Source organism: Rhizobium sp. CAU 1783 (genome assembly GCF_054551725.1).
Map to the genome: position 1 here is coordinate 456,045 of NZ_JBTOLM010000003.1, position 13,399 is coordinate 469,443.

Consider the following 13,399-nt stretch of genomic DNA (forward strand, 5'->3'; position numbering starts at 1 on the left):
GTCAGTGCCAAGGCGCCATCGGGTCTGCGATGCCTTTCCACTTTTCCGGAGCGAACATGTCCTCCGCGACGAGGCAAGCGTCCAGTTCGCCCCGAATTCGGGCCTCGTCCATCGGGTCGGCGCCGATGAATACGATCTCCTGCCGGCGATCACCCCACACAGGGTCGAGATAGGGGCGCATCAGGTCGAGGAAACCCGGATCGTCGGGCCAGCGCTGCCGGGGCACCGCAGCCCACCACAAGCCCATCTTTCCGGTTCGCACGATCGCGCCGGCCTGGCTGATTTCACCGACATGGTCCGGACGCGTTGCGAGCCAGAAGAAGCCCTTGGCGCGCACGACGCCGGGCCAGGCGCGATCGATGAAGGCCTGGAATTTCCGCGGATCGAAGGGCCGTCTCGCGCGATAGACGAAGGACCGGATGCCGTATTCCTCCGTTTCGGGGATGTGGTCCTTGAAGCCGTGCAGTTCCTTGAACCACAGCGGATGGGTTTCGGCCCTGGCGATGTCGAACAGGCCCGTGCCGAGAATGTCGCGCGGCTGGACGTTACCGAAATCTGCTTCGATCAGACGTGCATCGGGATTGAGGCCCGTGATGATCTTGCGGGCGGCGTCGCGTTGTTCTGCCGTCGCAGTACCCACCTTGTTGAGCACCACGACATCGGCGAATTCGATCTGCTCGACGAGGAGATCGACCAGCGTGCGGTGATCGCCTTCACCCGCCATCTCGCCGCGATCGGAGAGGAAATCGACCGACGAGTAGTCGGCCAGCAGGTTTGCCGCGTCGACCACGGTCACCATGGTGTCGAGCCGCGCGACATCGGAGAGGCTGAAACCCTCCTCGTCACGAAAATCGAAGGTCGTGGCGATCGGCAGCGGCTCGGCGATGCCGGTCGCCTCGATCAGAAGATAGTCGAAACGGCCTTGCGCAGCGAGATCGCGCACACCTTTCAGCAGATCGTCGCGCAGCGTACAGCAGATGCAGCCGTTGCTCATCTCGACCAGCTGTTCATCCGTGCGGGAAAGGGCCGCTTCCCCGCCGCGCACCAGCGCCGCGTCGATGTTGACCTCGCTCATGTCATTGACGATGACCGCGACCTTCAGGCCGCTGCGGTTGGAAAGCACGTGATTGAGCAGTGTGGTCTTTCCGGCGCCGAGAAATCCGGAAAGCACGGTAACGGGAAGCTTGTTCATCGAACAAACCTTTCTTTGTGATGTAATAGTATTACATTCATCGATCTGAAAAAGGCGGGCGCAGGAGCCCGCCTTCAAAGGCAACGCGGTGTCAGCGCGGCAGGCAGTCCGCCAGGGACTTTGCCAGGTTGCGCATCAGTGCCGGATAGAGGGCTGGGCCGGCATCAAGTGCGCCGCCCTCAGGGTCGAGCACGCCGGACTTTGCGTCGGTTCCTTCCGTCACGACGGAAATGAGCTTCGGTTCGAATTGCGGCTCGGCAAACACGCAAGCCGCCTTCAGATCCTTCACCTTGGCGTGGATCTCGGCGATCCGCTCCGCCCCCGGCATGGTCTCCGGGCTGACCGTGATCGAACCGGCGATCCGGATGTCGTAGCGCTTCTCGAAATACTGGTAGGCGTCGTGGAAGACGACGAAAGGCTTGTCGAGAACCGGTACCACCGTAGAGGCGATCTCCTTGTCGAGCGCGTCGATCTCTGCGGCAAGCGCAATACCGTTCGCCTTGTAGCGGGCTGCATTGGCCGGATCGGCTGCAACCAGCGTCGCCTCGATCTGCGCAGCCATCGCCTTGGCATTCATCGGATCAAGCCAGAGATGCATGTCGAAACCGCCATGCTCGTGATTATGACCTTCGCCGGCATGCTCGTCCGCTGCGTGTTCGTCATGCCCAGCATGATCTTCACCTTCGGCGTGCTCGTCGCCGTCGTCATGGGCCTCGAAGGCGCCGCCCTCGCGGAACGGCAACCGCACGAGACCGGGGGCATCCTCAAGCTCGACCACCTTTGCATCGGCGGCCAGCGCGTCGAGCGGTTTTTCCAGGAACGCCTCGAGGCCGGGCCCGACCCAGAACACGACATCGGCATTTTCGAGCGCCCGGGCATTGGAGGGCTTGAGGCTGTAGGTGTGCGGGGATGCGGTGCCTTCGACGATGAGCGAAGGCTCGCCGACGCCCTGCATGACGGCGGCGACCAGGGAGTGGATCGGCTTGATTGACACGACGACCTGCGGGGCTGCGAGCGCCAGTGTCGGGGAAAGAAAAAGGGCGGCTGTCGAGGCGGCGAGGCCGAACCGGCGTTGTGTCATGGTGTGATGCTCCCTATTGTGATCGTAATGTAATAATATTACATCAATTGCGTAATGCTATAACGTGTGCCATAGGATCATGCAACAGCAAATTTCCGGGTCTCCGATGACCGAACCGATGACTAGCTCACAGCCGCCCCTCGTCACCCTTTCCAATGCCGGCATCAGGCGCAACGGCCGATGGCTGGTGCGCGGCGTCGACTTCTCCGTCCGCCGTGGCGAGATCGTCACCCTGATCGGACCGAACGGCTCCGGCAAGTCGACAAGCGCCAAGATGGCGATCGGCGTTCTGTCGCCGGACGAGGGCAGGGTGGAGCGCCATGCCGGTTTCCGCGTCGGCTATGTGCCGCAAAAGCTCTCGGTCGACTGGACCATGCCGCTCACCGTCCGACGACTGATGACGCTGACTGCCCGGCTGAGTGATGCGGAGATTTCCGCAGCCCTGGATTCCGTTGGTATTGCTCATCTGGCCGGCGCAGAAGTGCAGCATCTCTCCGGAGGCGAATTCCAGCGCGCGCTTCTGGCCCGCGCGATTGCCCGCAAGCCGGACCTGCTGGTTCTCGACGAACCGGTCCAGGGTGTCGACTTCGCTGGCGAGATTGCGCTTTATGATCTCATCACCTCGATCCGCAACAAGACCGGTTGCGGCATCCTGTTGATCTCGCACGATCTGCATGTGGTGATGGCCGAGACCGACACCGTCATCTGCCTCAATGGCCATGTCTGCTGCCGCGGCACGCCGGCATCCGTCAGCCGCAGTCCGGAATATATGCGGCTGTTCGGGGCCAATGCAGGCCGCACGCTCGCCGTTTACAGCCATGACCATGACCACACGCATCTGCCCGACGGACGGGTGCGCCACGGCGACGGAACCATCACGGATCATTGCCATCCCGACGATGGCCATCACGACCATGACCACGATCACGGAAGCCACGGCCATGATCACGCGACCCATGACCACGCGGATGGTCACGATCACCACGGCACGCACGATCATGCGGCTCCCGCTCACGCGACGGGCGCGTCCGGAGATCACCATCATGAACCCGGCGACCATGCTCACGGCACTCCGCAGAAGGCCGCGCAAGGCGTGACGACAGGGGCAGGAGCCGAGCGCGATGTTTGACGATTTCTTCCTGCGCGCCATCTTCGCCGGCATCGGCCTTGCGCTGACCACCGGCCCGCTGGGCTGCTTCGTGATCTGGCGTCGCATGGCCTATTTCGGCGATACGATGGCCCATTCGGCCTTGCTGGGTGTCGCGCTTTCGCTGCTCTTCTCGCTCAACCTGATGGTCAGCGTGTTCGTTGTCGCGGCTGTGGTGTCGCTGTTGCTGCTGGTGCTTCAGAAGCGGCAGGCGCTGTCCGCCGACGCGCTGCTCGGCATCCTCAGCCATTCGACGCTCGCCATCGGCCTCGTGCTGGTGGCCTTCATGAGTTGGGTGCGCATCGACCTCATTGCCTTCCTGTTCGGTGATATTCTTGCCGTTACGTCAACCGATATCGCGGTCGTCTGGGGCGGTGGCGCACTGGTCCTTGGCCTGATCGCCTGGCTCTGGCGTCCCTTGTTGGCGGCCACAGTGAACGCAGAGCTTGCCGAGGCGGAGGGCCTGCATCCCGAGCGGGCGCGTCTCGCCTTCATGCTGCTGATGGCGCTCGTCATTGCGATCGCCATGAAGATCGTCGGCATCATGCTGATCACGTCGCTGCTGATCATCCCGGCCGCCGCCGCCCGCCGCTTTTCCGCGACGCCGGAGGTCATGGCGCTGCTCTCCGCCGTGATCGGCGCCGTCGCCGTCGTGATCGGCCTTTTCGGATCTCTGACCTACGACACGCCGTCCGGCCCGTCGATCGTCGTTGCCGCCCTGATCCTGTTCCTGTTCAGTCTTCTGCCGTCGCCGCGCCGACAGCAGCACGACAAGCCTGCCGCATGAGGATGCCATGACCCAGCCGCAACTGACGAAGAACCAGTCGCTCGTCTTCGACGCGCTCTCCGCCTCGCACGCGCCGCTGTCTGCCTACGGTATTCTTGACCTGCTGCGGGACAAGGGTTTTCGCGCCCCGCTTCAAGTCTATCGCGCGCTCGACAAGCTGGTGGAATTCGGTCTCGTGCACCGTCTGGAGAGCATCAATGCCTTTGTCGCCTGCGCGCATCCGCAGAGCGACTGCTGCGCCCATGGCACGGTCGCCTTCGCCATCTGCAACAAGTGCGGTCAGGTCGAGGAATTCCACGACCACGCGATCGATCACCGGCTCGCGGACTGGGCGAAGGGCAAGCGCTTCAAGGCGGAAAAGACCACGATCGAGATACGCGGGCTCTGCGCCGCTTGCGCAGCCTGATCGACGCGCGACCGATTGGAGCTGCCGAGCAGCTTTCAGATTTCCTTGAGATCGCGGGCAAAGCGCTGCCAGTTGCGCACATAGCTCTCGGCCGAGCGACCGAGGCCGGCGGCGGCAACGTCGTCGAGCGTGCGCACGACGCGTGCCGGAGAACCGACGATCAGCGAATTGTCGGGGAATTCCTTGCCCTCGGTGATCAGCGCATTCGCCCCGACGAGGCAGTTGTTGCCGATGCGGGCGCCGTTGAGAATCGTCGCCCCCATGCCGACCAGCGAGTTGTCACCGATCGTGCAGCCGTGCACGATGGCGTGGTGGCCGATCGTGCAGCCCTTGCCGATGGCCACCGGAAAGCGCGGATCGGTATGGATCATCACGCCTTCCTGGATATTCGTGGCTTCGCCGATCACGATCGGTTCGTTGTCGCCGCGCAGCACCGCGCCGAACCAGATGCCGACATCGAGACCGAGTTCGATCTGGCCGATCACGTGCGCATCGGGTGCGATCCAGAACCGGTCGGCGGCCGGCGTCTTCGGCGTCAGGTTGCCGAGCGAATAGAGAGGCATCGGGTGCTCCGGCTCCTGCTTCAGCGCAGCCGCAGGACGACGGGGAAACGGCCACCATGCGACGAGACGTGCAGGTGGATGCTCGCCTCCGGCTGCGAGTAGCGCCAGGCGCGCGCGCCGTGGCTGAGCAGCAGGCCGATCAGATCCTTGGTGCGCGAACCGCGCTTCCGGTTGAGGCCGAGATCGGCAATCCGGTAGGCGGCCTCGTGCAGCGGATGCAGCGCGTAGGGCGCGCCGCTGCTGCCGTTGTCCTGTGTCGGCGCGAGCTCGTAGTGCTTCTCGTTCGATGCCATGTTCATTACCTCGTACGCGATAAAAATCGAGGTTGGCTTCTGGGCCTTACTGCGAAGCAGCCCAGCAGCCGATTCCCTTTTTCTTCAGAGACTTGCATGCGTTGACGGCGGTCTTCTGGTCGTCGAAGCCACCGAAGCGGGCGCGGTAGAGCTTCTCCGAACCGGTGTTGAAGGCGACCGTGAAGGGGGTGGCGGAACGCAATACCTTGCCGCCTTTGTCCTGCGCCTTGCGCAGAAGGTCCATGGCCTGGTCCCGATCCGGCGACGTGCCGATCTGGATGACCCATCCGGAAGCGGATGCGGGGGTGGAGGCCGTCGTCGTTTCGTCGATCTCGACCGGAGCGGCCGACGCAGTCTCGACGTTCTTGTTCGGGCTGGATTCAGCCGGAGTGACGGACGCCTCGGTGTCCGGCATGTATGCCGGGGCAGGCTGCGGAACGGGAGCGGTCAGCAAGCGCGGCGGTTCGCCCCGCGCAGACTTAAGCGCGGCTCCGGCGGCATTGTCGTTGGCCGGAGCAGCATATGCGGAGGCGAGCGGGGCGGCCTCGTAGCGCGTTTCCGGCAGCGGGCCGGTCGACGGCAGCGAGGAAACGGACGCGACGGACGCGGAGACCTCAGGAACCTCGGCGGCTTCTGCTGCTGCGGCGGGAGCAACGGAGGTGTTCATCTTGGCAATCAGGTCGCCACCACCCGAACGGGATGCCTTGGGCAGGTAGGCTTCGACCAGCTTGGTCATCCGAGCGTTGCGGTTCGCACCCGACGGGGCACCCATTACGACGCCGACGATCGAACGGCCGTCGGCCTGGGCGGAAGTCACGAGGTTGAAGCCGGCAGCCCGGGTGTAGCCGGTCTTGATGCCGTCGACACCGCGCACGACGCCGAGCAGGCGATTGTGGTTACCGATCACCTGCTTGCCGAACTTGAAGCTGCGGGTGGAGAAGTAGCCGTAATACTGCGGGAAGTGCTGGCGAAGGGCAATGCCGAGACGGGCCTGATCGCGGGCCGTCGTCATCTGCGCCGTGTTCGGCAGGCCATGGGCGTTGCGATAGGTCGTCTTGGTCATGCCGAGACTGCGGGCCTTTGCCGTCATCATCTGCGCGAACCGCGCTTCCGAGCCGCCGAGATATTCGCCGAGTGCCGTCGCCATGTCGTTTGCCGACCGCGTGACGAGCGCCAGGATCGCCTGCTCGACGGTGACTGAACGGCCGGCACCGACGCCGAGCTTCGATGGAGGTTCGGCCGCCGCATTCTTCGAAACCGGCACCTTGTTGTCCAGGCGGATCCGGCCGGCCTCGAGCGCTTCGAAGGTCAGGTAGAGCGTCATCATCTTGGTGAGAGATGCGGGGTAGCGCAACGAGTCGGCATTATCGCTGTAGAGCACCTTGCCGGTTTTCGCGTCGACGACGATGGCCCCGTAGGTCGGCTTTGCTGAGGCCGTCGAGACATTCATGCCCAATGCAGTCACCAGTACCAGAGCGGCAACGGCCAGTGTGCGCATCTGGGAAGCGAGGTTAAGGCGTCGGATTGTATTTTTCACCGCGAGACTCTTCACATGCTGTAATTACGGATCGGACGCACCCCCACGCGACCACTTCAGGCGAAGATACGGAAACAGCCTTACCAAGAGGTTTATGATGAATGCTTCGTTTCCGAACTGGACGGCATTTGTTTCAGTTTCGACGGTGCAGCGCCGGTCACCCGGGCGCTCACATAGCCTTCGATGGCGGCGTCGATAGCCTGCCAGTCGCCAAGCAGCGTGCTGGAGAAGCGGTAGAGCACGGTAAGGTCCCGTCCGACATGGATGTCACGTTGGCAGTCGCCGCCGTTTGCCTCGTCGGGAGACGTCGGCAGGATGCAGCGCACGGCATAATCCGGCCTTCCGTCGCGGGTGGCGGTAAGCAGGACCTCTCCATCATAGCCCGTGCCCGTCTTGAAACGGTGCAGGATGAGGCCGTGCGGTCCCGGCTCCGGTGGGCCGTCGAAGAGAAGCGAATAGATCGGGTCGAGTCGGCCTGACATATCGCGCGACATCGTGCTTTGCGACAACTGCAGGAAGAGGAGGGTGTCGGCGCGGCTGACGTCATCGAACCGGTTCCGGTTCTCTTTGGTGTAGCCGGCCATCTCCGGCCACAGGAGCGAGAGGTCGAGCCGCTCCGTCGGGCCGCTTGCGCGCTGTTCTTCGAATCGCACGGTATTCGCGGGCAGTTGCAGACGGTCGAGGCCGATGGTGATTTCGATAGGGGAAGGGCTGTCGGTGTGGCCACCGAGCGACCACCGCTCACCGAAGGTCTGGCCGATGATGCTGATTCCGACGGAAAGAAGCGCCAGCATGCCGACGGCCGTCATGGCGATGGCGATGAAACGGTTCGAGATGAGGGGCGCATGCTCGTTCGGGCTGCTTGCCTGATCTGTCATCCGCATCGCTCCGCTCCCGTTGATCCGTGAGATCCCGCGCTCCGGCCGGCGGCACGGAGCACCGCGCGGATCGAATCCCCGCGCGCACGACAGGGCTGAAACTCGGATATTATGGTTAATGTGGCGTTAAGCGGCGTGTGGCTCCGGCGTGCGGGATGCCGACGGGCCGTGCGGGAAGAAAAAGAGGAGCCGGTCCCGGTTGGACGGGACCGGCTCGGTGGCTCCGGTCGGGGACGGGGTATGCGGGGGACGGACCGGGCCAGAAGCTTGTCGGTCTTCGCGACGTCGCGAAGGCCTAGTTTGTACCGACGCTACCCACAGCGGTTGCGCGGCCGTCCTGAAGCTTGACCCATCGACCCGGATCGTCGGACGATTGGCGCTTCAGATAGGTGTATTCGGTATCCGACCACAGCAGCACCTTGTTGCGCATGTTGTCGAGAATGAAATCGCCATGGTCGGTGCGGACGGTCAGCACGGCATGTCCTTCGCCGTTGGGTTGCAGAACCACCGTCATCAGCAGGTCGGAAGGCGAGAAGCCGCGGTCGATGAGGATCTTTCGCTTCAACAGCGCGAAGTCTTCGCAGTCGCCGACGGAGCGCGGATAGGCCCAACGTTCCTCGACGCCGTAGATGTCCTGGTCGGTGAGCGGCGTGATCGAGCTGTTGACCGTATAGTTGACGTCGAGCAGCGCCTTCCAATTCTGTTCGTCCAGAGCGGCTGGGCCGGCGTCGCCACCGTTCGCGGCGCATTCGCCGCTATAGGTCTTGCAGAATTCATAATGTCCGATGGGCGGATTGGCCTTGCCGACGATACGCATGTTCGCCGGTACCGCCATCGCCGGCAGCGCAAAAGCGCCGGTCAGTGCGATGGTCAAGAGTCCAATCCCCAGAGTTTTTCTTGTTGTCATTGGTCGTCTCCCCGTGTTGGAGAGACATTGCCATCGATCTTTTTATTGCTCGCAAAATACCGAAGTAAAAAACGCGCTTTAATCTAGTAAAAACAACGGAAAATAAGAATAAAACAAGTATAAAATTAGATTTGTATTTGACGAAAATTCTCGGAAAATTTTTCTCGAATTTTATCGATCAGCTTCCGGTTTCCTGGTGAAAGGGCGACAACATTCCATTCAAGTCATTGGAATCGCGAAATTTAATCTGGACGTTCGAAGTTTGGCTCGATGAGTGCCTGCGATTGCTTAGGCTTCGCGTGCAAGGTGTGATGTGTCCGCCGGCGGACCGCGCTTGCACCGATCTGCCGTTGGTTTCCGCTCGTCGACGGCCGCAAAAATGCAGATTCCGAGGCCGAAAAAATTTCTGAGAAAGTCCATTTTTTTCGCCGAAGGACGCGGAATGTCCGAATTTGGGCCAGTGGCGGGCGGTAGGCCACAAAAAAAGGCGGCCCGGACGAAGCCGGGCCGCCTTGAGAAACGCTCCGTCGGGATCAGATCGCGCGGATCAGGATGTGCTTCTTCTTGCCGAGCGACAGCTTGATGACGCCGTCGCCGGACATCTGCGCACTGCCGACCGACATGCGCTCGTCGCTGACCGCAGCATCGTTGATCTTGACCGCGCCACCCTGAACGTGGCGGCGAGCCTCGCCGTTCGAAGCGGCAAGACCGGCACGGACGATCAGCGAAAGGAGGCCGATCCCGGCGTCGAGCTCGCCGGCGGGAACCTCGACCGACGGGAGATTTTCCGAAAGCGCGCCTTCCTCGAAGGTCTTGCGGGCAGTCTCGGCGGCCTGCTCGGCCGCCTCGCGGCCGTGCAGCATCGCGGTGATCTCGGTCGCGAGGATCTTCTTCACTTCGTTGATTTCGGAGCCGCCGAGCTGCGCCAGCCGGCCGATCTCTGCCATCGGCAGCGTCGTGTAGAGCTTGAGGAAGCGCACGACGTCCGCGTCTTCCGTATTGCGCCAGTACTGCCAGAAGTCATAGGCCGACAGCATGTCCGGGTTGAGCCACACGGCGCCGTTTACGGACTTGCCCATCTTGGCGCCCGAAGACGTGGTGAGCAGCGGCGACGTCAGCGCGTAGAGCTGCTGCGTGCCCATGCGGTGACCGAGGTCGATACCGTTGATGATGTTGCCCCACTGGTCCGAACCGCCCATCTGCAGCCGGCAGTCGTAGCGCTTGGCCAGTTCGACGAAGTCGTAGGCCTGCAGGATCATGTAGTTGAATTCGAGGAACGACAGTGACTGTTCACGGTCGAGACGCGTCTTGACGCTGTCGAAGGACAACATCCGGTTGACGGAGAAATGACGGCCCACGTCGCGCAGGAATTCGAGATAGTTGAGCGAACGCAGCCACTCGGCATTGTTGATCATCAGGGCGCCACCCTTCGGGCCCTTGCCGTAGTCGAGGTAGTTCGAGAAAACCTTCTTGATCGAGGAGATGTTGCTCTCGATCGTGTCGACCGTCATCAGCTGGCGGGCCTCTTCCTTGAAGGAGGGATCGCCGACCATGCCGGTGCCGCCGCCCATCAACGAGATCGGTCGGTGGCCGGTCGCCTGGAACCAGTGCAGCAGCATGATCTGGATCAGGCCGCCGGCATGGAGCGACGGGGCCGTCGGGTCGAAGCCGATATAGGCCGTCACGGTTTCCTTGGCGAGCAGGTCGTCGAGGCCGCTTTCATCGGAGATCTGATGAATGAAGCCGCGCTCGTGCATGGTGCGGAGGAAATCGGACTTGAACTTCGTCATGGCCTTCAGGCTTTCTTACTCGTGCAAAACGGGAAATCGCCGGCGCTTTAGCATTGTTTTTTGAAAAGTGCACCCGTTTCGGCCATGAATGTTGGTCATCGGGATCATTCGAATCGGAGATGCGAGACCTTGGCCCAGCTGACGAGAGCGATCGGACTGATGAGCGGCACATCGATGGACGGCATCGATGTCGCGATGTTGACCACGGACGGGGAGACTGTGGTCGAGCGGGGGCCGTTTCTTGCCGTGCCCTACGAGCCCGCCTTTCGCGACCGCTTGAAGAAGGGTCTCGAGGATGCACGGGGTATAACCGAGCGCAGCCAGCGGCCGGGTGGCCTTGCGGACCTGGAGCGTGAACTGACCCTTCGCCATGCCGATGCGGTCAAGGCATTCCTGGCGAAGTTCGACATTTCCTCCGGCGATGTCGATGTGGTCGGTTTCCACGGCCAGACCGTGTTGCACCGGCCGGAACAGGCCCTGACAGTCCAGATCGGCGACGGGCCGCTGCTGGCGCGCGAAACCGGGATCGATGTCGTCTACGACATGAGGGCCGAAGACATGCGCCGGGGTGGCCAGGGTGCACCGCTGGTGCCGGCCTACCACCGGGCACTTGCCGCAGCCCTTAGCGACCGCGAAGGCGGCATCTGCTTCGTCAATATCGGCGGTATCTCCAACTTGACGGCAATCGACGACGAGGGCGGCTTGCGGGCCTATGACAGCGGCCCGGGCAACACGCTGATCGATCAGTGGGTCGAGGCCGAGGCCGGCGTGCCCTACGATCAGGGCGGCCGGATTGCGGCGGAAGGCACCGTTCTGGTGCCGCTCGCCGAACGTTATCTCGACCATCCCTTCTTCACCGTGGAAAAGCGCCGCTCGCTCGACCGCAACGACTTCCGCCCGCCGGCGTCCGACGAGGCGGAACTGCACGACGGCGCGCGCACGCTCGCTTATGTCACGGCCGCCGCGATCACACGTTCCGCCGGCCATCTCGAACATATGCCCAAAACCTTCGTCATCTGCGGTGGGGGACGTCACAACCGGGTAATCATGAAGGACCTGGAGACGCTGGCCGCTCGCTCGGGATCAGTCGTGCTCTCCGCCGAGCAGGCGGGTTTCGACGGCGATGCGATGGAGGCCGAGGCCTGGGCCTATCTCGCCGCCCGGTCTCTTCGTCGCTTGCCGCTGACCTTTCCGGGAACGACCGGTGTTCGCGAACCCGTCACCGGCGGCGTGCTGGCGCGGTCTCCTAGGCTGTCGGGCGACGTGGGACGATGAGCGCCTACCGGCCAATCCTGTCGTCCGCGCGGCTTGATGTCGTGAACTGGCGGTTAGACGATGCCGCTCTGGTGCAGAGGCTGCATGGAACGCCTGAGACGGCGCGTTACCTGTCGGGCGGAAAACCGTGGGACCTGAAAAAGGCCGAAGCCCGTCTCGCTTTCTGGATGAATGACTACCGGCAGCATGGCGTCACCAAGTTCAAGCTGGTCGAGCGCGAAAGCGGGGATTTTGTCGGCCGGGCCGGGTTCTCCTGGTATCCCGAAACGGAAGGCTTCGAACTTGGCTATTCCTTCTGCCGCGAGGCCTGGGGCAGGGGCTATGCCACCGAGATTGCCAGAACCCTCGCAGGCTGGTTTTTCGAGAAGGGTTTCGCCGACCACTTCACGGCCTTTGCCCAGACCGAAAACGGTGCTTCGATCCGCGTGATGCAGAAGATCGGCATGCGGGAGTGTGAGCCGATCGTCATCGATGGCGTCCCTTGCCGACGATTTGAGATCGACAGGTCGACCTGGAAGCTGGCCTGAGCATTCAACTGAACCCGCGCATCAGGCATCGAATAGTTCCGGGAGCTTGCGTGCGAAGGTCTCGCCGTCGCGAAGTCCTGTCTCGTACGCCTGCCGAAGCCCGGCGGCGTCGCCGACCGTGAACTTGTTGACCGGGATGTCCGTACTCGGCCCGATGACGATCCGGCCGGGTGATGGCTGGGGCAGGCGGCCGGGCCGCGTGGTGATCAGCAGTGTACGCTTGCCGGCCTGTTCGCTCTGCCGAAGCCTGATCGTCGGCGGATTGTCGACGAGGCCGCCGTCGAGATGGGGGCGTCTTGAAAGTCGGCCGACCGGCATGAAGGGAGGGACCGACGAGGTCGCCATTATGGCGTCGACCAGGTCTGTGGCCGTTGCGAGCTCGTGCGTCGAAACCCAGGCGGGTTTCAGCCCGAGATAGCGGCCGGCCTTGGAATGCGCCCCGCCGGTCAGGCGCTTTTCGATCTGGTAGGCCGCGATCGACCCGAGCGCGGCGATTCCGCCGGGCATCCACGCCGGCGGGCAGGAAAGCTGGATCAGCATCGGCGGAGCGGTCTTGAGCGCCTTGAGTTCCTCCTCCCCGAACTGCTGGGTGAGAAAGGCGCGGAAAAGGCCGCCGACGACCAGCGGCGAACGCCCAAGGCGCAATTGCGACCAGTCGATGTCCGGCGTGTTGCGTTCGGCAAAGGCAAAGGCGGCATCACGCACCCGGTCGCCCACGCCGGCGAGGTTCATCGCGCCGTGGTAGGCGCCCGCCGAGACGGCAACGTAATAGTCCGGTCGCTGGGGATGACGTTCGGTAAAAGCCTTGAAGAAGCCGCTCTGCCAGTAGCAGCGGTTTCCACCGCCGGCAAAGCCGATCGCATCGAAGGAGAAGGTGTCGGACATGGTGGCCGGATCGACAATCTGACGGAAAGGAACAAATCGATTGTTCAACTCAGAACGATCTGCCGTCCTTTGTCAACGCCTGGAGTGTTTTGGGCAGCCGCCGACCCGGCGCCAAAAAAGAAACGCCGTCC

The 13,399-nt window shown here is 62.8% G+C and carries 14 protein-coding genes; 5 read left to right on the top strand and 9 right to left on the bottom strand.

The window, feature by feature from the left end; translation table 11 throughout:
• Position 1: 1 nt before the first annotated feature.
• Together ACX93L_RS16015 and znuA are read right to left on the bottom strand one after the other, a co-directional pair.
• Entirely contained in the window at positions 2-1,192 is a 1,191-nt protein-coding gene (locus tag ACX93L_RS16015) for a GTP-binding protein (RefSeq protein WP_459405740.1), read from the bottom strand.
• A gap of 91 nt (positions 1,193-1,283) precedes the next feature.
• Complete coding sequence (gene znuA, locus ACX93L_RS16020) at positions 1,284-2,273, bottom strand: zinc ABC transporter substrate-binding protein ZnuA (RefSeq protein WP_459405741.1); 990 nt, start codon at positions 2,271-2,273, stop codon at positions 1,284-1,286.
• 106 nt (positions 2,274-2,379) lie between these two features.
• On the opposite strand from znuA, the gene ACX93L_RS16025 reads away from it, so the two are divergent.
• The 3 genes from ACX93L_RS16025 to ACX93L_RS16035 are packed head-to-tail and all read left to right on the top strand — an operon-like array spanning position 2,380 to position 4,613.
• Positions 2,380-3,402: an ATP-binding cassette domain-containing protein gene (locus ACX93L_RS16025; protein ID WP_459405742.1), complete on the top strand. Its 1,023-nt coding sequence runs from the start codon at positions 2,380-2,382 to the stop codon at positions 3,400-3,402.
• Positions 3,395-4,207 carry an iron chelate uptake ABC transporter family permease subunit gene (locus ACX93L_RS16030; protein WP_459405743.1) on the top strand — a complete coding sequence of 271 codons (813 nt, stop codon included), beginning with the start codon at positions 3,395-3,397 and terminating at the stop codon, positions 4,205-4,207. The genes ACX93L_RS16025 and ACX93L_RS16030 overlap by 8 nt, the downstream gene beginning before the upstream one ends.
• Before the next feature lie 7 nt (positions 4,208-4,214).
• A complete protein-coding gene (locus ACX93L_RS16035) occupies positions 4,215-4,613 on the top strand; it encodes a Fur family transcriptional regulator (protein ID WP_459405744.1) in 399 nt (132 codons plus the stop codon).
• Between the two features lie 35 nt (positions 4,614-4,648).
• Here ACX93L_RS16035 and ACX93L_RS16040 read toward each other — a convergent pair whose 3' ends face one another.
• The 6 genes from ACX93L_RS16040 to tyrS form a co-directional block, all read right to left on the bottom strand.
• Positions 4,649-5,176, bottom strand: coding sequence for a gamma carbonic anhydrase family protein (locus tag ACX93L_RS16040; protein WP_459405745.1), 528 nt, complete (start codon positions 5,174-5,176; stop codon positions 4,649-4,651).
• 20 nt (positions 5,177-5,196) lie between these two features.
• The gene (locus ACX93L_RS16045; RefSeq protein ID WP_459405835.1) at positions 5,197-5,469 is read right to left on the bottom strand and encodes a hypothetical protein; all 273 of its coding nucleotides are present in this window, start codon (positions 5,467-5,469) and stop codon (positions 5,197-5,199) included.
• A gap of 46 nt (positions 5,470-5,515) precedes the next feature.
• Complete coding sequence (locus tag ACX93L_RS16050) at positions 5,516-6,967, bottom strand: SPOR domain-containing protein (RefSeq protein ID WP_459405836.1); 1,452 nt, start codon at positions 6,965-6,967, stop codon at positions 5,516-5,518.
• 131 nt (positions 6,968-7,098) lie between these two features.
• Positions 7,099-7,890 (bottom strand): hypothetical protein, encoded by a 792-nt coding sequence (locus ACX93L_RS16055; RefSeq protein ID WP_459405746.1) that lies wholly within the window; start codon positions 7,888-7,890, stop codon positions 7,099-7,101.
• A 289-nt stretch (positions 7,891-8,179) separates the two neighbouring features.
• Positions 8,180-8,791, bottom strand: coding sequence for a transglutaminase-like cysteine peptidase (locus ACX93L_RS16060; protein WP_459405747.1), 612 nt, complete (start codon positions 8,789-8,791; stop codon positions 8,180-8,182).
• Between the two features lie 533 nt (positions 8,792-9,324).
• Positions 9,325-10,581 carry a tyrosine--tRNA ligase gene (gene tyrS / locus ACX93L_RS16065; protein WP_459405748.1) on the bottom strand — a complete coding sequence of 419 codons (1,257 nt, stop codon included), beginning with the start codon at positions 10,579-10,581 and terminating at the stop codon, positions 9,325-9,327.
• Between the two features lie 129 nt (positions 10,582-10,710).
• On the opposite strand from tyrS, the gene ACX93L_RS16070 reads away from it, so the two are divergent.
• Positions 10,711-11,856, top strand: a complete 1,146-nt coding sequence (locus ACX93L_RS16070; protein ID WP_459405749.1) for an anhydro-N-acetylmuramic acid kinase — start codon at positions 10,711-10,713, stop codon at positions 11,854-11,856.
• Positions 11,853-12,383, top strand: a complete 531-nt coding sequence (locus tag ACX93L_RS16075; RefSeq protein WP_459405750.1) for a GNAT family N-acetyltransferase — start codon at positions 11,853-11,855, stop codon at positions 12,381-12,383. Before ACX93L_RS16070 ends, ACX93L_RS16075 begins: the two co-directional genes overlap by 4 nt.
• 21 nt (positions 12,384-12,404) lie before the next feature.
• Here ACX93L_RS16075 and ACX93L_RS16080 read toward each other — a convergent pair whose 3' ends face one another.
• Positions 12,405-13,268 carry a patatin-like phospholipase family protein gene (locus tag ACX93L_RS16080; protein WP_459405751.1) on the bottom strand — a complete coding sequence of 288 codons (864 nt, stop codon included), beginning with the start codon at positions 13,266-13,268 and terminating at the stop codon, positions 12,405-12,407.
• Between the last annotated feature and the right edge of the window lie 131 nt (positions 13,269-13,399).